This window comes from Sphingobacterium sp., from assembly GCF_039596235.1.
Lineage (GTDB): Bacteria > Bacteroidota > Bacteroidia > Sphingobacteriales > Sphingobacteriaceae > Sphingobacterium.
In genome coordinates, this window is sequence record NZ_JBCNKE010000006.1 from 122,766 (window position 1) to 147,772 (window position 25,007).

Annotated in this window: 14 protein-coding genes; 4 read left to right on the plus strand and 10 right to left on the minus strand. The window is 40.2% G+C overall.

Going from position 1 to position 25,007, the window contains the following annotated elements; all coding sequences use genetic code 11:
* Positions 1-80 precede the first annotated feature (80 nt).
* On the plus strand, positions 81-2,444 hold the full coding sequence (locus ABDW32_RS13915; protein WP_343563370.1) for a glycoside hydrolase family 3 N-terminal domain-containing protein: 2,364 nt from the start codon (positions 81-83) through the stop codon (positions 2,442-2,444).
* 50 nt (positions 2,445-2,494) lie between these two features.
* Here the strand turns inward: ABDW32_RS13915 and ABDW32_RS13920 are convergent, their stop codons facing one another.
* From ABDW32_RS13920 to ABDW32_RS13960, 9 genes are all read right to left on the minus strand, one after another.
* Entirely contained in the window at positions 2,495-3,529 is a 1,035-nt protein-coding gene (locus ABDW32_RS13920; protein WP_343563372.1) for a sialidase family protein, read from the minus strand.
* 192 nt (positions 3,530-3,721) lie between these two features.
* Positions 3,722-5,158, minus strand: a complete 1,437-nt coding sequence (locus tag ABDW32_RS13925; RefSeq protein WP_343563374.1) for an alpha-L-fucosidase — start codon at positions 5,156-5,158, stop codon at positions 3,722-3,724.
* A 75-nt stretch (positions 5,159-5,233) separates the two neighbouring features.
* Positions 5,234-6,841 (minus strand): SusD/RagB family nutrient-binding outer membrane lipoprotein, encoded by a 1,608-nt coding sequence (locus ABDW32_RS13930; RefSeq protein ID WP_343563376.1) that lies wholly within the window; start codon positions 6,839-6,841, stop codon positions 5,234-5,236.
* 17 nt (positions 6,842-6,858) lie between these two features.
* Positions 6,859-10,233, minus strand: a complete 3,375-nt coding sequence (locus ABDW32_RS13935) for a SusC/RagA family TonB-linked outer membrane protein (RefSeq protein WP_343563378.1) — start codon at positions 10,231-10,233, stop codon at positions 6,859-6,861.
* 23 nt (positions 10,234-10,256) lie between these two features.
* On the minus strand, positions 10,257-11,420 hold the full coding sequence (locus ABDW32_RS13940; protein WP_343563380.1) for an ROK family protein: 1,164 nt from the start codon (positions 11,418-11,420) through the stop codon (positions 10,257-10,259).
* A gap of 336 nt (positions 11,421-11,756) precedes the next feature.
* Entirely contained in the window at positions 11,757-13,655 is a 1,899-nt protein-coding gene (locus ABDW32_RS13945) for a SusD/RagB family nutrient-binding outer membrane lipoprotein (protein WP_343563382.1), read from the minus strand.
* Between the two features lie 19 nt (positions 13,656-13,674).
* Positions 13,675-16,770, minus strand: a complete 3,096-nt coding sequence (locus ABDW32_RS13950; protein WP_343563384.1) for a SusC/RagA family TonB-linked outer membrane protein — start codon at positions 16,768-16,770, stop codon at positions 13,675-13,677.
* 24 nt (positions 16,771-16,794) lie between these two features.
* Positions 16,795-17,967, minus strand: a complete 1,173-nt coding sequence (locus ABDW32_RS13955) for an ROK family protein (protein ID WP_343563386.1) — start codon at positions 17,965-17,967, stop codon at positions 16,795-16,797.
* 360 nt (positions 17,968-18,327) lie between these two features.
* Positions 18,328-19,491 (minus strand): ROK family transcriptional regulator, encoded by a 1,164-nt coding sequence (locus ABDW32_RS13960; protein WP_343563388.1) that lies wholly within the window; start codon positions 19,489-19,491, stop codon positions 18,328-18,330.
* Between the two features lie 224 nt (positions 19,492-19,715).
* Between ABDW32_RS13960 and ABDW32_RS13965 the strand changes: the two genes are divergently transcribed.
* Complete coding sequence (locus ABDW32_RS13965; protein ID WP_343563391.1) at positions 19,716-20,930, plus strand: heparan-alpha-glucosaminide N-acetyltransferase domain-containing protein; 1,215 nt, start codon at positions 19,716-19,718, stop codon at positions 20,928-20,930.
* 102 nt (positions 20,931-21,032) lie between these two features.
* On the plus strand, positions 21,033-21,311 hold the full coding sequence (gene rpsO, locus ABDW32_RS13970; RefSeq protein WP_077437930.1) for a 30S ribosomal protein S15: 279 nt from the start codon (positions 21,033-21,035) through the stop codon (positions 21,309-21,311).
* Between the two features lie 154 nt (positions 21,312-21,465).
* Here rpsO and ABDW32_RS13975 read toward each other — a convergent pair whose 3' ends face one another.
* On the minus strand, positions 21,466-22,089 hold the full coding sequence (locus tag ABDW32_RS13975; RefSeq protein WP_343563394.1) for a DUF6266 family protein: 624 nt from the start codon (positions 22,087-22,089) through the stop codon (positions 21,466-21,468).
* A gap of 670 nt (positions 22,090-22,759) precedes the next feature.
* Here ABDW32_RS13975 and pnp point away from each other — a divergent pair.
* Positions 22,760-24,946, plus strand: a complete 2,187-nt coding sequence (gene pnp, locus ABDW32_RS13980; protein WP_343563396.1) for a polyribonucleotide nucleotidyltransferase — start codon at positions 22,760-22,762, stop codon at positions 24,944-24,946.
* Positions 24,947-25,007: the final 61 nt, after the last annotated feature.

Below are 25,007 nucleotides of genomic sequence, written 5' to 3' on the forward strand. Positions count from 1 at the left end.
AAATTATCTTGATTATTATCTTTAAATCCTTATTTTAGTCTTTTGGAAACCGGTTGCATAACTACGGTAATTTTAAACTTATGAAACTCCGAATACTACTTTTGACGGCGATGTCCACTTTACTTTATCCTCAGCTTCAAGCACAGCAACTCCCTTATAAGGATAGTAAGCTTGGAACAGAACGACGGGTGCAAGATCTTTTGGGTCGGATGACTGTAGAAGAGAAGGTGGGGCAGCTGAGCAAAGTGCTTGGGTGGGATATGTATGCGAAGAAAGGTAAACAGGTAGGAGTGAGTGACAAATTAAGGAAAGCAGCAAAAGAGCAGCATATTGGATTGTTGTGGGCAACGCTGCGTGCCGATCCCTGGACGCAAAAAACACTGCTGAATGGGCTTAGTCCTGTAGAAGCTGCACGTGCAACCAACGCGATTCAACGGTATATGTTGGATAGTACCCGTTTGGGAATCCCATTGCTGCTATCGGAAGAGGCTCCACATGGACATATGGCGATTGGTGCCACGGTATTCCCAACGGCAATAGGACAGGCGAGTACCTGGAATCCAAATTTGATTCAGCGTATGGCCTCAACAATCGCACAGGAAACATATGCTGTCGGTGGGAAAAACGGTTATGGCCCGGTGCTGGATCTTGCGCGCGACCCACGTTGGTCGCGAACAGAGGAAACCTATGGTGAGGATCCTTACCTCATTGGGCAGATGGGAACTGCGATGATCCGTGGTTTTCAGGGCGAGAAACTTGGACAAGGGGATAAAATTATTGGTACGTTAAAACATTTTGTTGCTTATGCTGCGCCCGATGGGGGGCACAATGGTGAGTCGGTCTCATTTGGTGAACGGAGCCTCAGACACTACTTTTTACCACCGTTTGAAAAGGCTGTGAAATCCGGTGCGGGCTCGGTGATGACGGCATATAATAGTATTGATGGAATTCCCTGCTCGGCCAATCCCTGGTTGCTAAAGGATATCCTTCGAAAAGATTGGGGCTTTACAGGATTTGTAGTATCTGATTTATTAAGTATCTCTGGACTCAACGGGGGGCATGCTACGGCTGCCACAGCAGAGGAAGCGGCTTCGCAAAGTATACATGCGGGGTTGGATGTTGACCTGAGTGGATCGGGATACGGTCCCAATCTTTTGAAAGCTGTACAGCAAGGTTTAGTGGAGCCCGCTGTATTGGATACCGCAGTGGCCCGGGTATTACGGATGAAGTTTAATCTTGGACTATTCGACCAGCCCTATGTAGATGAGAAGCTGGTTGCCCAAAAGGTTGCGACAGCTGAAAATAAGGCTGTGGCAAGGGCAGTTGCCAAGGAATCTATTATCTTGCTGAAAAACGAGCAAAATATACTACCCTTAAGCAAATCATTGAAACGGATCGCGGTTATTGGACCGAATGCTGATAACGGTTATAATCAATTGGGTGATTATACTGCGCCACAGGCCGATGGCAAGGTGCAGACCGTATTGACCGGTATCCGGGCAGCTGTGAGCAAAGGCACGCAAGTCGATTATGTGAAAGGTTGTGCGATCCGGGATACGGCGCAATCTGATATTCCGGCTGCGGTGGCTGCAGCGCAGCAAGCCGATGTGGTGGTGTTGATCCTTGGAGGCTCCAGCGCGCGGGATTTCAAAACTTCCTACCAGGCAACAGGAGCAGCCAATGTGGACCCCAACACCGTCAGTGACATGGAAAGTGGGGAAGGATTTGACCGCGTTTCATTGGATATGATGGGCGATCAATTAAAACTCATGAAAGCGGTCCAGGCAACCGGAAAACCTGTCGTGCTGGTGACGATAATGGGCAGACCGCTCAATCTGAACTGGGCGGCGGAACATATTCCCGCTATCGTGAATGCATGGTATCCGGGGCAGGAGGGTGGATTGGCAATCGCAGATGTGCTATTTGGCGATTATAATCCAGCCGGTAGACTACCGATTTCTGTACCACGTTCGGTTGGCCAGCTTCCGGTACACTATAATCACACAAAGCCGAAGCATCATGATTATGTGGAGATGTCCGCTAAACCGCTATATGCCTTTGGTTATGGATTAAGCTATAGTAAATTTGATTACAGCAATTTACAGGTAGGGCTAACTGAAGCTGCAGATGATTTTGTCTGTACGGTCTCCTTTGATGTAGAAAATAAGGGCAGTCTAGCTGGTGATGAAGTGGCACAATTATATGTTGTCGATGAAGTGAGTTCGGTAGTAACGCCTGTAATGCAGTTAAAACAGTTCGAGCGTAAAGCGATCGCTGCCGGAAAGAAAGAACGCTACACTTTTCAGTTGAGCAAAGAAGACCTTAAATTATGGAATGCAGATCATGTGTGGAAAACAGAGAAAGGGAAATTCAGGTTGCTGGTTGGGGCATCGTCCGACGATATCCGATTGAAAGGAGAGATGGAACTAAAGAAGGATTATTAAGACAGCTTATTAAATAAACAAAGGGATCTATCGAAAATAGATCCCTTTGTTTATTTAAGGACAATGTGTTTGATACTTTTTCTATTCCAGGTATAGGTGATATGGATCAGACCACTTTTGTCTTGGATAATAGTAGGATAGGAATATTCGTCTCCCTGGACACCATCTTCCAAAATCAGTTTATCACGCCAGTGAAGACCATCCTCGGATGTTGCGACATGGAGTTTTGTGCGACCTTCCCACCAGTTGCTTCCCGCAACTGCTGGATTATATACGATCATAAATAGACCGTTGTTCAATTGGATGGCATCCGTGGCTGAATTGGGATTGAGGAGGTTGGTCGCTTGCCATGCCCCCCAGCTGTTACCTTGGTCAGCGGAAAAGGCACTCATTACTTTATTTTCTTTACTGCGACAAAGTACCTGGAGGCGACCATCTTTGTGTTGGACAATACTGGGCTGAATGACCTGAATACTTGTATCAGGTTGAATGGGATGAATAGTCCAGGTTTTACCCCGATCGTGACTGATTTCTACGTGTGCTTTCCAGATTTCTTCTTTCGATTCGGAGCTGGAAGGAGACAGTATAGTCCCATTAGGCAATGTAAATGGTTTGTTTTTGATTGGGCCCAAAATACCATCGGGTAATGCCTGTGCTGCAGACCAGTGATGACCTTTGTCGGGGGAGTATTTGACATAACCTTTCCATTCGCGCGGATTAGGACCAATTTTATAGTATAGACACAGAGAGTCGCTATTTGGGTGCTGGTAGAGCACGGGATTCCAGGTCGAATAGCGCTTGTCTGCAAGAATCCCATCGGCGATTTGGACCGGTGTTTGCCATTTTCCGTTTGCGTAATAAGAACTCCATATCACCACATCGGGATTGGATTCGTGTGTACCACCGAACCAGCAAGCAAGGAGACTATCTTTACCTATGGATTGGATGGTGGAAGCATGGCATTGCTTAAAATCAACATGCCCTTCCTGAAATATCTGCTGGGATGAGACTATTTGCGGCTTATAGGTTTTGCATGAATAACATGTAAAGAGTATTACTGTAAAAAATGAGATTATTTGTTTCATTAGGCTGTGATTGCCGCTAAACTGACGGGCGGAAATTGAATGGATATTGTTTTTTATTTTTAGGCTAGGATCCAGGCTGCTTGTATTTGAAATGCAGCTATTATTAAATTGAAAATACGCGCAAAATTGTCTGACAAGGAATTGCTTGAACAATCAGAAAAAGCAGCTGACATAGGGGCAGCTGCTTTTTTATTATTTGCTTTGCAATTGAATTGCGGTTGCATAATTGAATCTTGTCGCCGGACTTCTTAAGGTAATTTGGTTGTCGCGTTGTGACCAATCCAGGCGGCCTTTGTGGCCAAGAATGGTAATTTTTTTCACTTTAAAATTATCAGGTACCTGAAAGATGTATTCATTTGGCTGTTGATAAGCGTCTCCTTCCGAAAGGTGGAATACATTGACGATCTTGCTGTCTTTACTTCTGGTGTAATAGTAATCACCCTGATGGTATGGGGCGATGGTACGAGTGGCATAGACCGCATTCTGATTGATCTTCATCCAGGCAGATAATTCTTTTAACCGGTCATAAGCGGTTTGGTCATAATCCCCTTTGGGACCTGGTGCGATATTAAGCAAATAGTTGCCACCACGGGAAATAATCTTGACGAGAGTTTCGACAATTTTCTTTGTGGGTTTGTAATTGTCATTGGGCACATAGCTGAACGAGTCCCCCATCGTGATACAGCTTTCCCATGGGATATCCAATGGATGTTCGGGTATAGCCTGTTCCGGAGTTACGTAATTTTCCCAGTTGCCTGGGACTGTGCGGTCAACAACAATGATCCCCGGCTGATTTTTTCGGGCCATGCCACCGATGCGGTCCATATCGATATTTTGGTCCATTTTGATTGTCTGTTGCCAATCAACAGATTTGTCCACGGTTTCTAAAGGGCGCACCTGTCCACCATCCAACCATAAAATATCCACCTTTCCGTATTCCGAAGTTAGTTCATTGATCTGGTTGTAGGTAAAATCTTTAAATTTCTGCCAACGCTCAGGATATTTTTTAGGGTCATAATTTACATTTCTGTCCTTTGGAGGAAAATAGGGCCACCAATAATATTCGGAGTGCCAATCAGGTTTGGAGAAGTAAGCTCCGATCTTGAAACCATCATTGCGAAAGGTATTGAAGATTTCTTTGGTCACATTCGCTTTCGGATTGGAGGAGAAAGGCGTTTTGGTGGATGTGATCTTATAATCCGATTCCTTGGTATCGAACATTGCAAAGCCATCGTGGTGTTTGGTTGTAAAGACCACATATTTCATTCCGGCTGCTTTGGCTGCATCCGCCCATTTTTGAGGATTAAAATCTGTGGGGTTGAATGTTGTTTGTAGATTCTCGTAATTCTTAAGGTATTCAAAATAGGTTTTACCATGCTCTGGTTTGCGTTGTGTCCAGCCCTCATCTTCGGGACAGATACTCCAGCTTTCCACAATCCCCCATTGACTGTAGGTACCCCAGTGCATGAAGAGACCGAATTTCATGTCCTGCCATTGTTCGAGGTTTTCGATCACCTGCGGATCGGTAGGTTTTTGATAGCCGCCCGATACATTATGAGCCTGTCCAGAGACCAATGTAGAGGTTGTTGCCAGCAGTACGGTTGCTATAATGGTTGTCAGTTTTTGCATGTATAAATATAATAAAAATGAACATAAGAAAGCCACCCGAGAGTGGCTTTCTGTTTGGTAGATGTAGAGTCTGGTTTAGTTAACGTCCCAGAAAATCTTTGCTGTAACATTATCCTTGCCCTTAACAGCTTCATAATTTGCTGTGTTGTAGGTTCGCTCATTCTCTGGATAAAGCAGGCGATTGGGCGGTGTTGGGCTCTGAAGCGACGAATTATCCTTGTTAAATATTAGCTTAGGATAATTTGTTCTTCTATATTCAGCCCATGCATGTTGTGCTTGTATTACAGAGAAGTTTAACCAGTTCTGTGTAGCTATCTTTTCCAATTTCTGATCTTTTGTTCCTGTATACGAAATGATAGAGTTGGCTAAGAACGTTGTAATTTCGGATTCAGTCGGTTTCACCTTTGGAACATAAGCCGTACCATCAGCATTGTCATTTAAGGAGTTAATATAAAACCAAAATTCAATTGATTGTCTTATTCCTTTTTCGTACTCTGTTGATGCAGATGTTCCAATACCCCACCTTTCATTAGCTTCAGCTTTTAAGAATGAAATCTCAGCCGGAGTAATAATAATTCCTGGAAATTTATCGTTTCTGCTAAATGTTGCGGAATCCACTCTCGAAATTAAGTTATTATTGATTTGATTTTCTTGAGTAGTAGCATCAAGATTTGGATCTAAACCAAGATATTTTCCTGTCGCATTTTTTGAGAAAAATACCTTTAGACGTGGATCGTTAGAAGGATTCATTACATTGTTAATTACAAATCCTGGTGCGTAATTGAATCCACTACTCTCAAATGATGCTTTTATTCCATCGACTCCAACTACACTTCTCAGTTCAGTTCCTCTTGCATCTATCTTTATAGAGTTAGTTAACGAAGTAACAATTGGATAAGTGGTTGGATTTGATAGAATTTCATTGACAACTTCCTTAGCTTTCGCTTCATTCACGTAGCTTATACGCATCGCTAAACGTAACCTTAAGGAATTGGCATAAATTTTCCATTTCTCAATATTGCCGGCATTAAGTATGTCCGCTTTATCGAACATTTGCTTGTAATAGGTGGCAGTCTTATTTTCATTCAAAAAGAGCGATATCTTTTTAAGATCATCAATCATTTGGTTATACAAGGCTGCTTGGTCATCATATTTACCATTTATGATTGTACCGCCAGTAGATATTACCTGTCCAGCTTCTGAGAACGGGATATCACCCCACATATCAATCATTTGAGCGGTTTGATCATAAAGAAATACTTTACTTGTTTGTACGAAAATATTATATCCCTCCTTATCCTCGGTGGAAGTTAAATGATCGTAGAATTTGGTAATTTCTTTATACGATGCCATTGGAGCAGTGTAATAGTATTGCCAACGACCTTGGGAATAAGCGGTTTTTTGTTCATACATTCCTGGGCCAGAAGTATACCCAAACAGTTGTGAATATGTTCCTAGAGTAGGTAATTGGAAAACATACAGATTCCAATATCTTGGCATGATTGTATTTGCACTTGCTTTGCTCTGATTAAAAAGAAGACCTGAGAAAAGGCGAGGTATATCAGCCTCAACAGACGCCTCCGGATTGTAATAATTATCATCAAAAGAGGACTTTTTACAGGACGAGAAACCAGCTGTGATTAATAGTCCTCCTAATATTATGTTTTTAATTGTATTTTTCATAAACCTAAGATTTTAAATTAAAATGATGCTCTTACAGACAAGCCAAAAGATCTTGGAACTACACCAGCATTACCGATATTGGCACGTGTGATCCAATTTGTACCGATTGTTGCTTCAGGATCGAGATGAGGGATTGTCTTATGGAAGAAGAATAAATTCCTACCATAGGCGGTAACAGTTACATTTTTCGATTTTATTTTTTTACTTATAGATTCTGGTAGCTTATATGCTAGAGATATCTCTCTCATTTTAATAAAGTCATTATCGAAGACAGCTGACTTATATGTTCCTGTTAAACCAGAACCTGGATAAGCGCCCCAATAATTAGATAAGCGATAATATTCTCCAGCTTCAATTATTGTGCTATTTGTTGTTCCGTCTGCATGTTTACCTTCTAAAATCATACCGTCGTGATAAACAGCTTTTCCATTTGGAGCTGCGTTTCCATTTGTTGCTATAAATTTGCCATTACCGTCGTCGTAATAAGCTAGTCCACCTGTGGCCTCATCTCTACCAAATAGTGTTTCTTTATACATACCCGCACTTCGTCCATACTGGATTGATGGTGAATAAACCTGACCTCCGAAACGAAAATCAATAACTGTGTTTATCGAGAACGATTTATATGTAAATCCATTAATAAAGCCCCCAACAGCTTTAGGCTGAATATTTCCTGCTACAATTAAATTGTCCCAATCTGGCACGTAAAATCCATCATCTCCCACAAGAAGACTTCCATCCGAATTCCTTTTGAGATCGTATGTGTAAATGTCTCCAGCGGCATCGCCAACTTTTGAGCGGACATAAAGCGAGCCATTATCAACATTTGAATGTTGTAACATTTCTAAATTATCTGCTAGCTTAAGAAGTTTATTTCGATTGAACGCGAAATTGATCCGGCTATCCCAAGTGAAATTATCTGTTTTAACTGGCACTACATTCAGACCAATCTCTAAGCCATAGTTTTTCATATTACCAACGTTTTGCATAATGCTATTTACGCCAGTGGAATATGCAACATCCAGTGGTACAATCATATCCACAATTTTGTTGTTGTAGTATGTGATATCTAACCCAGCTCTGTTATTGAAAAACTTGTTTTCCAAACCGATTTCAAACTCTCGTTTAGTTTCGTTTTTTAAATTGTTATTTCCATAAGTAGAGGGTACTACTAATGTTGGAGTCCCTGCGACGCTTTGCGCTGTATAAACAACGTTAGCAGCATAAATATCCGGTGGATTTCCTACAATACCAAATGAAGTTCTTAGCTTACTGTAATTGATGAACTTTGGTAACTTGAATGCATTACTTAATTCGAATGAACTGCTGATTGAAGGATAATAAAATACGTTATTTCCAGGTGCAAGTGTAGAAGTCCTTTCTTGACGTAATGACCCTTCAAAGAATAAATAATTATTGACTTCCAAACCAACTACTCCAAATAGACCGTCTTTTACTAAATTTCTACGAGAGGAATATCCTCGGGTAGCACTATTAGAGGCATTCATGGAAAACCAGTTACGTTGAGACAATCCACCTTCGGTATTTTGTGAAGAGTAATTATAGTTTTCTTCTCTACCTTGGTAACCCGCTTGTAGGTTTAATGCAATGGACTCGGATAATTTAGTGTTGTATGCAACCAACACATCTCCATATAAAATATTAAATCTATTGTGATTGGTACTGTAATAACCAGAGGTTCCAATTGCTAATGGAAGGGTGTTTGGCTCTTTGTTTTCAGAATAGAAACTTGTGAAATCCGTACCGATAGTACCTCTTATGGAAAGATTATCTAGAATTTTATAGTTAATTTTTCCTGTCGCCATTAATCTATTGTTGTACTCATCATATTGTCTTTCATTCTGTGTCCAGAAATAATCCATATAATCGGTACCCGCAACAGAGACCGCAAACGCTTCTTCAGGGTTTTGTGTACGATTGCCTGCTGTTACATATTTGAATCCTTGACGAGTTTTATAATATTTTTTAAACCAGTCAATATTATTGACAGAACTTAGAAAACCTGTATAATTGTTCGTCATCCTATCGATCATAAACGGACGATTGTTAATATGTTCATTGACATAATTGGCAATTACACTAACATTCAAACGAGGAGAAAGATTATAAGTTGAATTTAAATTGAATGTATTTTTATTTTGTGGGCCACTTTCCATAACACCTTGATAGGTATTTCTGGTATAAGAAAGGCGATAGTTTGATTTTTCGTTTGAATTTGAGATCGCTAGGTTATAAATACCGCTCCTCCCGTTTTGATAAAACTTTTTATAGTTATCGGTATATGCTTGGTAGTTTCTAATTTGCCCATCCCAAAAAACGACCTCTGAGCCATCAAATCTAGGACCAAATTGTCCCCAAGCGCTAAATCTAGGTTGTTTAATAATATCGCCTTCTTTATAATTTGAAGGAGCTGCAATACTGTATGTATTAGCATTGTTTGGAGTTCCAAACCAAATTCTTCCGTTAGAAACTTTTCTATGAATAAAACCGTCGGCTTCAACTCCTGATGCGGCAGTTCGAGCATATCCAGGACCAAATTCATATTGATAATCTGGTAGGGTTCCAACTTGCTCTATCCCCTGGGAAAGACTAAAATCAATCCCGAATCCCTGTGAACCTTTACCACTTTTTGTTGTAATTACCACTACACCCGCCGCTGCGTCGGATCCATATAATGCAGAAGCAGCAGCACCTTTTAAAATATTGATGCTTTCGATATTTTCAGGGTTTATATCTAATATACCATTTCCTCGTATACGTTGATCGTTCCAATAACCTGAATTATTAACTTCTTCATTGCGCGTTATAATACCATCGACTACGATAAGAGGCTGCTTTTGGAAACTAATGGAGTTCATATTTCCACGAATATCTATACTTACAGCTGAATTACCACCCCCTGCATTTGAGTTAATTGAAACACCTGTCGCCTTGCCATAAATTGCTGATGCAAAATTTGTTGGTGAAGTCTTGATTATTTCTTCTCCCTTAACGGTTGCGACAGAATATCCGACCTTTCGTTGTTCCATGGTTCTTCCCATTGCTGTGACAACCACTTCTTCCAGAGCTGAGGCATCGTCAGTCAGCGTAACATTAATTGTTTTCGTGAATCCTCCCACGGCAATTTCCTGCGCTTTATAACCTACAATTGATATCCGCAATGTTTCGCCTGCCGATGCTTGTAATGTAAATGTACCGTCTTTTGCAGTTTGAGTACCTCGATTTGTTCCTTTAACAGAGACCGTTGCCCCGGCAATAGGTCCATTGGCATCTGAAACTTTTCCAGTAATGCCTTGCTGAGCATAGAGCGATGTCGCACTAAAAAGTGTACATAACGCCAATCCTGCAGTTTTTTTGTAAAATAGACTCATGTTTTAGGTGTTTGTGTAAAACGTTAGTTAATTATGTTGGTAATGTATTTTTCTATGACTAAAGCAGATGTTCCTATCTGTTGTGCTTTTTTGTGTAGACTGGAAATACTTAATGTCGTCTTTTTAGCGATTTTAGGAATACTATATTCGTTAATTGCAACTTGGATATGTGGTGCCAAAATATCGCCAATTTCCGCTCCACGGCCACTTATAACTATCTTGTCGGGATTTAAAATATGTATTAATGTTGATATCCCTTTGCCAAGTAGATAACCGATTTTTCCAATATTATTAATGGCAACTTGATCACCAATTTGAGCGGCCTCGATTAAAGCTTCAATTTTATTAGCATGTTCCTCGACCAGTTTTTCATATATTGAATATTCCCCATTTTGAATATCTCTTTCGATATTCCGAATTGCTGCACTTATAGAAGCTTCAACTTCAAGGCATCCCCTCTTTCCACATGAGCATAAGGTCAGTGCTTCCGAGAGCGGGATGTGACTAAACTCGCCAGCGTAACCTGATGTACCTTTGAATATGTCATCGTTAATCAAAATGCCTAGCCCCACTCCCCAATTTAGATTGACCACCAAGCAATGGGAAGAATCCCTTGCTCCTCCAAACTTCTTTTCTGCCCAGGCGACACAGCGTGAATCATTGTCAATAACAGTAGGAATGTCAAAACTCTTTTCAATTAATTCTCGTATGTTGTACAAAGGTGATTCTTCATTGTACGATTCATTAAATCCAGTATCCGTATTAACGAATCCAGGCATGCTGATTCCGATGCCAATAATTTGGCTGGTATCTATAGGGACAGTCTCAAAGAAATTATTTATGGCCTGTAAGATTGTCTTCGTTGCATTTTTATTTTTAAGATCAATCGGAAGACTATTTTTTGAAGAAACGATTTCTGCTTTAAGAGTTGATAAAGAGATAGATGTATAAAATTGATCTATAGTAATGCTAACAATACTATGCTTCAAATCTTCATTGAGCATATATTGTATAGCTTTTCTCCCCCCAGTAGATGCGGCATAACCCTTTTCCACAACGACTTTTTTTGCCAAAAGATCGTTAATCTGTTTAGTGACAGACGGAATACTGCGGCATAAAGAGTTTGCGATATCTGCAATCGGTTGCATCGGCTTGTAATACAACAATCGTAAAATCTCGATAATCATAAATCTAGTTCAATTGGTATTATATATTCTGTCTCTTAGTTAATTGATCGACTTTTCAATTTTAAGGTCAATCTGGTTTTCATAGTATAATTGCCTTATAAGCTTTATATGTTAAAGATATATACTATTTGTGTTAAGTTCAAAATTCTTTTTAAAATTTTTAAAAAGAATTTTGAACTTAACGGTTTTTAGTAGCAAAAACCGTGTTCTTTATTGTTTTTGAAGAGACGTTGAATAGAAGGATTGTAACAAAAGCTATACGAAAAGGTTTTCGCTGCTTGTTAACAAAAAAGCCGGCTTATAGCCGGCTTAATTATAATGCATTGGGTGAAAAACTTATTTCTGTTTTGCCCACCAAAGTGGTGTCAATACTTTATCTGCTCCACCTAATAACGAAACCGCATTTTGGTATTCCGCAGGATCAGTATCCCTAAATGACGATGGGAATGCTAATCGTTGTGGAAAGAATTTGATGCTGCTTGTCATAAAGTTTGCTGCTGTAAGATCAGGCAAGTTTGGCAAGGCATTTTCAATTGCAGGATTTTCATAGAAAGGTAAGCCCAGTCTTCTTTGATCATTCCAGGATTCCAATGGTAACCAAGGTAAATTGGCAATGAATTTTTGAGTAATAATCTTCGTCAACAAGTCATTGCGTACTGTACCATTTTTGTAAAGTGAATTGACAGGATACTTAATGCTTACTGTACCGGCAGCATTGGTATAGCCATCAATATAATCCATGGTATGTGCATCACCCGGTTCGGTAATATGTGTGAAACTAACTGAAGTACCTACTCTGTTATAATCAGTCGAGCTTAGGTATTCGGATGCAAACTGACCTACACCCCAGTAATCGAAATTGGCTCTGACACCACTCTCATAAGCTTCCTGCGCTGAAGTTTTTGTCATCCATCCTTTTAACGATGCTTCGGCCAATAGGAAATACGTTTCCCAGTTGGCAAAGAAAATACGGCTATTTGTACTTCTTCTGAACTGGACTGCAAGCGCCGGAACTTTACCTACCAATGTGCTTCTCAATCGGTTGTTTGTTCCTTTTGCTGCCCAGTCACCTAATGAAAACGCATTCCAGGTATATTTGGTATTGACTGCAATTTTCGTACTGCCATTTACTAAGGTGTCTACAGTTTTTTTAGAGTCGTCACCGTTGTCGAAGAAGTTACGGTTGTTAAAATCTCCCGGAATAAAAAAGGCCTTCAACGCACGTGGGTCAATTTTATTGGGCAGACCATCCAGCCAATACCCAGCAGAAGGATCATTAGTCATGCTGGTGAAATGGTTGCTGTAGCGCTTACCAATGTAGTTTTCGGCTTTGATCGAAGATTTCAACTCATCAGCAACTTGCTTTTCGGTTTGAATACCACCCAATCCAAGATAGAGGTTGTTTAATGTAGCCGAAAGGGCCTGATAATTCCAGCTACGGCTCATAACGCCAGTCAATGGATCCCAACCGTCTTTCTCTGCAACAGTGAAATTGTCCGCTGTATTGCTGATGTACTTATTGGTAGCCACAGCAGCTTCGAATTCTGATTTTGCTTTGTTTGCATCAACCTCCGATAGGCGCATCGCTAAACGCATCCGCATTGAGTTGGCATATTTGATCCACTTCTCGTCATTAAAACCATATGCACGGTCAAACTTGACGACATCATCAGGAACCTTTACGCCGGGTTTTATTTTGGAAATCGCATCTTTAAGTTCCTCGAAAAGATAATAGTAAATATCTTTGACTGAACTGTATTTTGGATTAACGCCTTCAGCGAAAGCGATAGGGGTAGGGCCAAAATTATCGGTTACCTCACTAATCAGGTAAGCTCTCCAGATACGCGAAATCTGTAGTAAATTATTGGTATATTCTTTCGCTGAACCGGCATTGATTTCGTTAGTGGCAATCTCAATTCCTTTAGTTGCATTTTTGATCCATTCCGCGGAATATCTATAATATTCTTTAGACCAATCATCGTTTACTGTCCCGGTAGCAAGACCATTGGTCATATGCTGTCTTCCTGTTGTTTTCCAGTCAAGCACAAAGATACGCTCAGCGATATTGGGATCTTGTTGTGCGCCGGTAAGTGAGTTGTTAAAGAAGAATTCGATTTTGACTTGTTCGTCATTAGCTTTATAGGGGTTGACGTTCATCTCTTCAAATTTGGAGCATGAGCTGATTACTCCTCCCAAAAGAACTGCGAAACCTATTTTTGATATGATATTTTTCATGATTTATCGTTTTTATTGATTAGAAGCCTAAAGTGACATTAAGGAAGAATGATCTGGATGTTGGCGTAGAGAAGTTCTCAAAGCCCGTCGCATTTGAGTTGATCGCAAATACAGACTCTGGATCTACTCCATTGGCATAACTTTTAATCATCCAGACATTATTTGCTGTCAAGCTCACTTTGGCACGTTGTACGATGCTGTTTCCAAGAATGCTTTTCGGAAAATTATAACTTAATGTTACATTCCTCAAACGGATATTAGTGGCATCATATACGTTTTGTTCTGTAATACCATAGTTTCCTGATGTGGAAGTCACTTGCGTCCAATATAATTGTTGCGTCGTTTGCACGGTATTTTTTGTGTAGGATCCGTTAGAGGCGATCACGCCATCTACTACAAATGGATTGCGCTCGCCATTTGGAGCGGTAACTGCAGCACTACCATTTGCCTGTAGATTGAGATTTGTCCCAGAGAAAAATTCGCCGCCAAATCTTCCGTCTACCTGAAAACTCAATCCAAAGTTTTTGTAAGCAAAATTATTGTTCCAGCCTACCAATGCTTTAGGTGCTTGGTTTCCAAGTTTATGAAGGCCGCTTGCTGCTTGTGGCAGTCCACTGCCGTTTAAGATCAATTGACCATTGAATTCACTATTCGGATCCTCGACTCTTAAGAATTTAGTACCATAAATATCACCATACAATCCACCTTCAAGGGCACGGATAGATACATTGTCATAAGAACCCAACGGATACATATCTACCCCTTCGGCAAGACTGATAATCTTATTTCTGTTTCTTGAAAAGTTCAGGCTGGAATTCCATGTTAACTGATCTTTATTTGTCAATATTCTTCCGTCCAACACAATTTCAAAACCCGAGTTTTGAATATTTCCAGCATTGATTTTTTCATATTCATAACCACTGTAAGGGTTCATTGGAAGGTCGATCAACTGGTTGGTCGCATTGGTTTTATACCAGGCAAAATCCAATCCCAATCTGCTGTTGAACAAACGGGTGTCGAAACCAAATTCGATGGTTTTGATCAGTTCGCTCAGAATGCTAGGGCTATATTTGGTATTTCCCATTCCAGCAGTCGTATTCCCATTTGGATCTTTTCCAATGTTATACACATTGTACAATTGGAAAGAAGGGAGGTCATTACCAACTTCGGCATAAGATCCTCGTAACTTCGCAAATGATAACCAGCTTGGCAATGAACCTCCAGTTTTGTTAATCATGTCCGAAATTACCCATGATCCACTTACAGAAGGGTAGAAGAATGATCTATTGTCTAATCCTAAAGCAGATGACCAGTCATTTCGCCCGGTAACGTTAAAGAATAAATAGTTATCGTAATTGATCTCAGCTGTGGCATAAAGTGAGTTGATTTGTTTTTGTAACAAACTTTGCTCAATTGTTGGGAATGACTTACTGTTATTGATGTAAAATAGATTTGGCACTTGCAGTTCGCCGGTACTTGCATCTATCCCAGTTGATCTCGTTTTCATAATTTGTCCGAATACAGAAGCAGATCCACCCCATTTTCCGATCAAATTATCTTTACGGGCGTTTAACGCAACAGTGAAGTTGTTTTCAAAGAATGTGTTTTTTCCAACACCGTAACTACCTCCTGTAATCAGTGGGCTACCACCATACGTTTTGTTTTCATAATTGGTTGTATACTGATCACGGCCAAATCTTGCTTCCGCATCTAACCAGTCATTGAATTTGTATTTGATGTTACCGTTCATGATAAAACGGTCACGGATATCATTATTCAGACGGTACTTTTCCAACCAATAAGGGTTCATTGTTTTGTTCTCACTTGTTCCATACCAAGCCATATCACCCACCGCATTCAATGGATTTTTGAAATCGAGAATATTCATGGAACGAGGCATGGTAAACAATGTGCTATACACATTTGAATTGTTTTGCCCAGAGATAGGTCTGTTTTTGGCGTTCATATTCATGTACTGCACTTTGACATCGGTAGTCCAACGTTTATCAGGGCCAAATGATGAGGTAACCTTAGTCATCAAATTGATTCTTTCTAAGGAAGAACCCGGAATCTTACTTTGGTCGTTTAAATAGGTTGCAGAAGAGTATATGTTAGTTTCGCCCAGTTGTTGTTGAAAAGCAAGGTTTTGTGTATGATTAACCCCCGTATTGAAGTATGCGCCAATATTGTCATATACCTTACTTACTTTATCGCCCCAGCTCGTTGTACTTATTGGATTATAAACACCGTCTTTTCCCTGTCCATAGCTATTTTGCAGATTCGGTGTCATGAAGATCGTTTCAAGACCGATTGTTGAAGAGTAGGTAATACCTGCGCCTTTTTGAGCTTTACCTGATTTGGTCGTGATGACGATGGCGCCATTACCAGCTCTTGATCCGTATAATGCTGATGCTGCACCGCCTTTAAGTACAGACATGCTTTCGATATCGTCGGGATTGATGTCACCTAAACCACCGCCCATATCTGTAGCAGGGTTCCACATATCATTATTTTTGTCGCCATTACCTTTCATACCCCCCAGGAAATTGTTCATCGGCACACCGTCAACAATGATTAATGGTTGGTTATCGCCTGTAAGTGAGTTGTTCCCCCGAAGTGTGATCTTGGTGGAAGAGGCTGGGCCTGCCGAACCTTTTATTACCTGAAGTCCGGAAACTTTACCGACCAATGCATTCGCAACATTAGTTTCTTTGGCATCTGTCAATTGCTCGGATTTCACTTCCTGAAAAGAATAACCCAATGTCTTCTTCTCTCTTTTTATACCCATGGCCGTTACGACGACTTCGCCTAATGTTGAAGCATCTGAGATTAAGGTTACATTAATCGTTTTAGTTGAACCAACAACGATTTCTTGGGCTTTGTATCCGACGATTGATACACGGATGGTTTCACCAGGAGCAGCATCAATGCTAAATGATCCGCTGGCGTTTGTCTGTGTCGCTTTTGTAGTTCCTTTGACCGCTACAGTGGCTCCTGAAATAGGTCCTTTGTCATCGGATACCTTACCTGTAATTGTTTGTTGCGCATAGAGGGCTGAAGCACTAAATATAGTGCCTAATGCTAACCCCGCTGCTTTTTTGTAAAATAGACTCATTTTTTAGGTAATTAAGTAAAGAGTTTAATTCGTTAAAATGCGATTGATATAATGTTCGACAACTAATGCAGCTGTCCCTTTTTGTTGTGCAGTTTTATGTAGCCCCGAAATTTCTATTTCAGTCATTTTGGCTATTCTCGGAATGCTGAATTCATTGATAGCGTTCTGGATTTGCGGGCCTAAAATATGCCCGATCTCGGCTCCTCGACCACTGATAATAACTTTGTTTGGATTGAGGATGTGCAGTAAGGTCGATATCCCTTTCCCAATCATAAAACCGATCCTTCCGATATTGTAGATGACCAGTTGATCGCCTATTTTTGCGGCCTCGATAAGGGCATTATTTTTGTTGCTCATGGACTTGATAAGCGTGCTATAAATGGAATACTCTCCTTGTTGGATTGCCATTTCTGTTTGCTCTATCGCGGAATTTAAAGATGCCTCGACTTCAAGACAGCCCCTTTTTCCGCAGGAACATAAACTGTTGGTGTTAGAAAGCGGGATATGACTAAACTCGCCTGCAAAACCTGTAGCGCCCGTGAAAATTTCACCATTAATGATAATTCCCAAGCCTACTCCCCAATTCAGATTGATGACCAGCGTATGTGTACTGTTGACCCCACTTCCGAATTCTTTTTCAGCCCAAGCGACGCAACGAGAATCATTGTCGATTATCGTTGGTATATTGAGCTTCTTTTCAATGTTTTGCTTAAGATGATGAAGTGGATTATCTTCGGCAAATGAATCGTTAACCCCCAGGTGCGCGTTGACAAAACCAGGCATGCTGATTCCTATACCAATAATTTTGCTGCTTTTTAATTTATGAACATTAATAAATTCTCTGATGTGCTCAACAATACCATTTCCAGCAGATTCGTCTCTTAGGTCGAGCCTGATATCCACTGTTTCAGCTAAAATTTCTTGTTTCAGATTGCTCAGATGAATGGATGTATAAAACTGGTCTACAGAAACACTGATAATGAGTTGGTCAACATGATCATTTAACGCATATAATGCCGCCCTTCTGCCGCCGGTCGAAGCTGCCAGACCTTTGTCTACAATAATATGCTGTTCTAATAGCTCATTAATTGCTTTTGTAACAATAGGTGTGCTTTTTGCCAGGCTTTTAGAAAGTCCAGCAATAGACAGCTCCTTTAAATAGTAAAGATGTACAAGGATTTTCTCCTTCAATTCCATTCTGTTATGTGGGGATGCGTTAGTGTTTTCCCATTTAGTGACCGCTAAAGATATGTTATATTTATGTTAAGTGGAAATACCTTTTTATTTTTTTTTAAAAAGTAGCCTTTTGGGATAGCTGAATTTTATTTTGTTTGAAAAGAAAAACGCCCGAATTTTAATGGGCGTTTGTATAGCGCATAAAGGATTTGACGGGCAATTTTTGTGATCAACTATCGGATTTTATATTTTTTAATGGCGTTAAGCAATTTTTTGTCAGCCAATGCCGGTTTGGAACATTACGCTACATTAGTGTTTTAACATTTCAGAGTTAAAACTGAAAATCAAATCAGGCTGCATAAAAACCACCGTTTTAAGTGGCTAATTGATAATGTTGTCGATTAGGTGCTCGGCGACCAAAGCCGCAGTGCCCATTTGTTGCGCCTCTTTGTGAAGTTCCGAAATTTCTATTTTTGTCATTTTCGCGATTTTGGGAATGCTAAACTCATTGATCGCAACCTGGATCTGGGGAGCGATAATATCACCGACTTCTGCTCCACGGCCACTAATAATTATTTTGTTCGGATTGAGAATATGGAGTAAGGTTGAAATGCCTTTTCCGAGCATATAACCGATCTTCCCAAGGTTATTAATGGCGATTTGGTCGCCCAGTTTTGCTGCTTCGATCAATGTGTCGGCTTTATGGGAATTTAATTTGGTAAAGGTCGAATAAATTGAATACTCGCCATTTTGAATATCTGATTCGGTGTTTTGTATGGCGGCATTTAAAGATGCCTCGACTTCCAGACAGCCCCGCTTTCCACATGAACATAAGGTGTTTTTGTCGGATAAAGGGATATGACTAAACTCTCCGGCAAAACCTGTGGCACCTTTAAAAATTTCCCCGTTTATGATAATTCCAAGTCCAACCCCCCAGTTTAAATTGATGACAAGGGTATGCGCGATATCCACCCCATGGCCAAATTCTTTTTCCGCCCAGGCAACACATCGGGAATCATTGTCAATAACCGTGGCTAATTGCAATTTTTCTTCAATTTGCTTATAGAGATGGTGGAGCGAAGAATTTTGGGGATAAGAGTCATTTATTTTTTCTTCCGGATTAACAAATCCGGGCATACTGATTCCCACACCAATAATATGTTGTTTGTCAATCTGACTTTCATGAAGAATCATTTCCAGCGAATGAAGGATCCGTTCCCCGGCATCCTGCTCTTTTAAGTTGATGGCGATATCCTTCTGTTGTGCAATGACAGTGTGCGCTAAATTGGAAATGCTGAAGGAACTATAATATTGATCTATGGCTATACTGACGATATAGTAGGGCAGGTTATTATTGAGTCCATATTGGGCGGCACGTCGGCCACCTGTTGATTCACCCAGTCCATTGTCAAGAATAAGTCCCTGTTTCACAAGTTCATTAATCGTCTTTGTGACTATAGGTGTGCTTTTTGAAAGAGATTTAGAAAGATCCGCAATGGATTGTGTCTTATTATAATATAATAAACGTAAAATGTCAGCTTTCATTGTTTAATTAACCTAATAAAGGAAAATGGTTATAATTGTTAGCTAAAGATAAGTATTTTAGGTAAGTTTTAACAACTTTTTAAACAATTTTAAAAAGAAATTTTCTTAACACCTGTTTTTGTGCTGTTTTATCGTTAAAAGCTTCCTGTTTGTGCAATCATTACTCAGATTTGGCATAAAAATGAAGTCAAAATGCCTATATTTACTAGCTAATCACTTAATTTATGATAAAACAACGTTATTATTCCTTGGATGTATTTCGTGGGGCTACTGTTGCTCTGATGATTATGGTCAATAATCCGGGCACATGGGCGCATATGTTTGCACCGCTGAAACATGCAGCCTGGCATGGATGCTCTCCAACCGACTTGGTTTTCCCATTTTTCCTATTTGCTGTTGGAAACGCGATGTCCTTTGTCATCCCGCGATTGCAGGAGGCCGGTCCGGCAGTTTTCTGGAAAAAAGTACTTAAACGTACTATCCTGATTTTTGCAATAGGCCTTTTTATCAATTGGTGGCCATTTATTAAATGGGAGGGAGCAGAACTGGTTTTTAAACAATGGGTAGACCCAAATGATCCAAGTCGGGGTATCCGTATCCTCGGAGTCCTACAACGTATCGCGATTGCTTATTGTTTTGCCTCCATATTAGCTTATTACTTTAAAGAGAAGGCAATTATCTGGATTTCTGCTACTATATTATTATTGTATTGGGCTGTCTGTGCTTTGGCCGGAGGAACAGATCCATATAGTTTGGAAGGGTGGTTTGGGACAAAGTACGATATCGCTATTTTAGGCGTGCCACATATCTATAAGGGCGAGGGAGTTCCATTTGACCCCGAGGGGCTAATGAGTACCTTACCAGCGGTGGTACAGGTTGTATTTGGTTACCTGGTAGGGGTATTTATCAAGAAACAAGGACAGGTGGACTGGTTATGGTCCAAGGTACCGGCTTCAAACGAACCTCATTTTAAGCTATTGTCGGGTATGTTTGTAACTGGTTTTATCCTTCTTGTTTTGGCCTGGATCTGGGCGCTCGGCTTTCCGATCAATAAGAAAATCTGGACAAGTTCCTACGTGCTTTATACAACCGGACTTGCGGCAATGACCATCGGTGGGATGATTTGGTTTATTGAAGTGCAGGGGGTTAAAAATAAATTGACTCAATTTTTTGATGTGTTCGGCAAGAACCCTTTATTTATTTTTGTGTTGAGCGGAATTTTACCGCGCTTTTTGGGCCTATTCCGGATCCCGGACGGATTGGCGGAAGACGGAACGCAAAAATATATCGATGCTTTTGGCTGGTTTTATAAATATGTCTGTGCCAAAGTTCCCGGAATCCCCGAACTGGGTTCTTTTGTTTATTCACTGTGTTTTTTGGCGCTTATGTGGGTCATCTGTTACTGGCTGGACAAGAAAAAAATATATGTGAAAGTATAATGAAAGTGAAGACCTTAGGTGGGAACATTTGCTGATCTAAAAAAAATTACTACCTTTGCACGCAATTAATAAATTTTTTAACGCTTTAATATTATTCAAGAGATGTATTTAAGTAAAGAGTACAAAGCTGAAATCTTCGCAGAATTTGCTGGATCAGCGACAAACACTGGATCTACAGAAGGCCAGGTTGCTTTATTCACTAAGAGAATTGCTCACTTAACAGAGCATTTGAAAAAGAACAGAAAAGATTTCGGTACACAACGTGCCCTACAAATGTTGGTAGGTAAACGTCGTTCATTATTGGCTTATCTTTACAAAACTGATATTAACCGTTACCGTGCGATCATCAAAGCGCTAGGTTTACGTGATATCATCAAATAAGCTTTTGTACAAAGGTTTTTTAGGAAAGCCATCCAGAATCTGGATGGCTTTTTTCGTGTTATGAAAAATCTTATTTTATATGCCACAAAGCTATGATTGTGCCATTAATAGCTATAGTCAAAACTTTATCTGGCCCAAGTGCAGACTGTCTGTATTACCCCCACCATAGCTCTCTGCAAAAAAATATATACACTTCATAAGTCACTTCCTTCCTGTGTTCTGGAATAATGATATCTTGTTTGCAAGCGATTAAGCTGTTTTTCGAGTCGTTTGTCAAAAGTGGATATTCAAATCCATGATCTGCGGCGTTATACAGGGTTAAGAAGGCGTTGTAAGACCTGGTGTCAAACTTCTTCTCGAGATAGGCATCATATTGCCAGGTAACCTGAAGCACTCGGTTTTCTTGATCGAAATCCATCGTATAGGAAGTGATGGGGTTGGGGCTTCCTTTGGCAATCATAAACTTCTGCCAGTTAACCCTAAAATCGTCTCCTTCCCGGATGAGTGCTTCGTCCAGATTATAAGACATGGCGATGTCGTATGCCCGCTTTGGATAGCTGTACGTCTTATAACCTATCTTGATGATCGGATTTAATCTGCTGATATGCGACCGCACAATTTTGAAGCGTGTTCTATTGAGCAGCTGTTCAGGAGTGGGTTCCCTTTTTTTAACCTGAGGGAGAGAGCGTACATAATTTCCTGTTTTCGTCAACACAAACACAACGGAACCTGCTTTTCCGGAAACAGTTCCATTAACGCCATTTTTAATGATTGCCATAACTGTCTGATTAGAAAATAGATAGTTAAGATAAATATTAAAAGGGAAACTTCCTAATACCAAATTATTGCTAACAACAATTTTTAATCAATTTTTGTTCAGTAATCAGTCAGTTCTTATTCAATTATGACTGAACCATCACTGAGCTATCACTGAACAAGCACTGAACAAACACTGTGAAAATTGTTAATTTGATCAGGAGTTGATCTTAATATGCTGTACCTAAAAATTAAAAGAAAAAAAAGTGAAGGAGTTAGGCTTATGTAACAAAAAGAAAGGCTGTTGTACAGTTTTTAGGCGTAATGTCCCCGTAGTTATTTTCGAAATTTATTTGTGTTCATTGTCTTCGTGTTCATTGTCAATGCGTTGTGCAAGTTCCGATTGCGTGATATTTTTTCTTCACGAGCTTTTTAGGAGCAGACTAATTTTAAAAGATTCAAAATCTCTATCCAGTTTATTACTTCTTAGGGTGCTTTTTTAGGAGCAGAGTTCCAAAGAATGACGGCAGATGCTTCACTTCCCTGTAGCCTAAGTATTCACGTTTCATATTTAGCCTGCCCTCAATTGCATTAATCTTAATATTTTAATTTACCTTTGTGCTGAAATCTAATGTATTTAAAATATCGGCGCGCTGCCAACAAGATGAAAAGCGTGTCAAAAACAAGATTAAATGAATTACAACGAAATTAAAACAACCATCGATATGGGTAATGGCACCCAGATCGAATTGTCTACAGGGAAATTGGCAAAGCAGGCTGATGGTGCTGTAGTGTTAAAACAAGGTGATACGATGTTGCTTGCAACAGTCGTTTCAGCTAAAGAAGCTAAATCTGGGGTTGATTTTTTACCTCTATCTGTAGATTATCAAGAAAAATATGCAGCAACAGGCCGCATTCCAGGTGGTTTCTTACGCCGTGAGGCTAGATTGTCAGACTATGAAGTGTTGATCTCCCGTTTGGTAGATCGTGCATTACGTCCTTTATTCCCTGAAAACTATCACGCAGATACACAAGTTCAGATTAGCTTGATTTCTGCAGATAAAGATATTATGCCTGATGCTTTAGCGGGTTTGGCAGCTTCTGCAGCAATTGCAGTATCTGATATTCCTTTCAATGGTCCTATCTCAGAAGTTCGTGTAGCGAAGATTGACGGTCAATTGGTGATCAATCCAAAATTATCTGAACTGGAAAACGCCTCTTTAGAATTTATCGTTGCCGGCTCTGCACAAGATATCGGTATGGTGGAAGGTGAAGCCAAAGAAATTTCTGAGGCTGAAATGGTCGAAGCAATTGCTTTTGCTCATGAGGCTATCAAAAAACAGATTGCGGCGCAGGTTGAATTGGCAAATCTAGTCGGTAAAACCGTAAAACGCGAATATAACCACGAGCCTGAAAACCTTGAATTGAGAGATTCAATTTTTGCAGCTACGTATGATAAAGTTTACGCTATCGCAAAATCTGCTTCAGCGAAACATGAGCGTTCTGAAAATTTTGCGAAGATCGCAGAAGAATATAGAGCAACAATGCCAGAGGAATTGGATGATGATACGGCATTCCTGTTTAAAAAATATTTCCACGACGTTCAGTACGAGGCTGTTCGTAATCTTGTCCTGGACGAAGGAATTCGTTTGGATGGCCGTGATGTTCGTACAGTGCGTCCAATCTGGTCAGAAGTAGATTACTTACCTGCTGCGCACGGTTCAGCTGTATTTACACGTGGTGAAACACAGTCATTGACATCAGTTACTTTAGGCGCTAAAGACGATGAACAAATGATTGACGGTGCTTTTATCAACGGTTATAACAAATTTATTCTTCACTATAACTTCCCTGCATTCTCTACAGGTGAAGTAAGACCAAACAGAGGTCCTGGCCGTCGTGAAGTTGGTCATGGTAACCTGGCCATGCGTTCATTGAAACAAGTGTTACCTGCAGATAACGAAAACCCATATACAATCCGTGTGGTTTCGGATATTTTGGAATCTAATGGTTCTTCGTCTATGGCGACGGTATGTGCCGGTACATTGGCTCTTTTGGATGCTGGTGTGAAATTGAAAGCTCCTGTTTCTGGTATCGCAATGGGATTGATCTCTGATGAGAAAACGGGTAAATATGCGATTTTATCAGATATCTTAGGCGATGAAGATCATTTAGGTGATATGGACTTTAAGGTAACGGGTACTGAAAAAGGTATTGTTGCTTGTCAGATGGACTTAAAAATCAATGGTTTGAAATGGGAAGTGCTGACACAGGCTTTGGATCAAGCAAAAGAAGCTCGTTTACACATCTTAGGTGAAATGAAGAAAACCATTTCTGCTCCACGTGAAGATTACAAACCACATGCTCCTCGTATTGTTCAATTATTGATCGATAAAGAATTTATCGGTGCTGTGATCGGACCGGGTGGTAAGATCATTCAGGAAATGCAACGTGAGACCGGTGCAACAATCTCTATCGAAGAGGTTGACAATAAAGGTGTCGTACAGGTGTTTGCGGACAATAAAGCAGCAATTGATGATGCGGTAGGCCGCATCAAAGCGATTGCTTCTAAACCTGAGATCGGTGAAACTTACGAAGGTAAAGTAAAATCAATTATGCCATTTGGTGCATTTGTTGAGATTATGCCAGGTAAAGATGGTTTGTTGCACATCTCTGAAATTGACTGGAAACGTCTTGAAACAATGGATGGCATCTTCAAAGAAGGTGATAAAGTAACGGTTAAATTATTGGATATTGACAAACAAGGTAAAATGAAACTTTCACGCAAAGCTTTATTGCCTCGTCCTCCAAAAGAAGATAAACCAAAACAAGATAAGCCGAATGGCGAAGCTCCCGTAGTTGGTGCCGGTCAGGAATAAGCTTATACTGAATTACTATAAAAAAGCCCGCTGGAATAGCGGGCTTTTTTTTTGCTTGTTT

Coding starts and splice junctions, on each gene's coding strand:
- ABDW32_RS13925 (WP_343563374.1), bottom strand. CDS start 5,158: ATGCAAAAACTGACAACCATTATAGCAACCGTACTGCTGGCAACAACC.
- ABDW32_RS13960 (WP_343563388.1), bottom strand. CDS start 19,491: ATGAAAGCTGACATTTTACGTTTATTATATTATAATAAGACACAATCC.
- ABDW32_RS13945 (WP_343563382.1), bottom strand. CDS start 13,655: ATGAAAAATATCATATCAAAAATAGGTTTCGCAGTTCTTTTGGGAGGA.
- ABDW32_RS13915 (WP_343563370.1), top strand. CDS start 81: ATGAAACTCCGAATACTACTTTTGACGGCGATGTCCACTTTACTTTAT.
- ABDW32_RS13940 (WP_343563380.1), bottom strand. CDS start 11,420: ATGATTATCGAGATTTTACGATTGTTGTATTACAAGCCGATGCAACCG.
- ABDW32_RS13920 (WP_343563372.1), bottom strand. CDS start 3,529: ATGAAACAAATAATCTCATTTTTTACAGTAATACTCTTTACATGTTAT.
- ABDW32_RS13975 (WP_343563394.1), bottom strand. CDS start 22,089: ATGGCAATCATTAAAAATGGCGTTAATGGAACTGTTTCCGGAAAAGCA.
- ABDW32_RS13935 (WP_343563378.1), bottom strand. CDS start 10,233: ATGAGTCTATTTTACAAAAAAACTGCAGGATTGGCGTTATGTACACTT.
- rpsO (WP_077437930.1), top strand. CDS start 21,033: ATGTATTTAAGTAAAGAGTACAAAGCTGAAATCTTCGCAGAATTTGCT.
- pnp (WP_343563396.1), top strand. CDS start 22,760: ATGAATTACAACGAAATTAAAACAACCATCGATATGGGTAATGGCACC.
- ABDW32_RS13950 (WP_343563384.1), bottom strand. CDS start 16,770: ATGAGTCTATTTTACAAAAAAGCAGCGGGGTTAGCATTAGGCACTATA.
- ABDW32_RS13930 (WP_343563376.1), bottom strand. CDS start 6,841: ATGAAAAATACAATTAAAAACATAATATTAGGAGGACTATTAATCACA.
- ABDW32_RS13955 (WP_343563386.1), bottom strand. CDS start 17,967: ATGGAATTGAAGGAGAAAATCCTTGTACATCTTTACTATTTAAAGGAG.
- ABDW32_RS13965 (WP_343563391.1), top strand. CDS start 19,716: ATGATAAAACAACGTTATTATTCCTTGGATGTATTTCGTGGGGCTACT.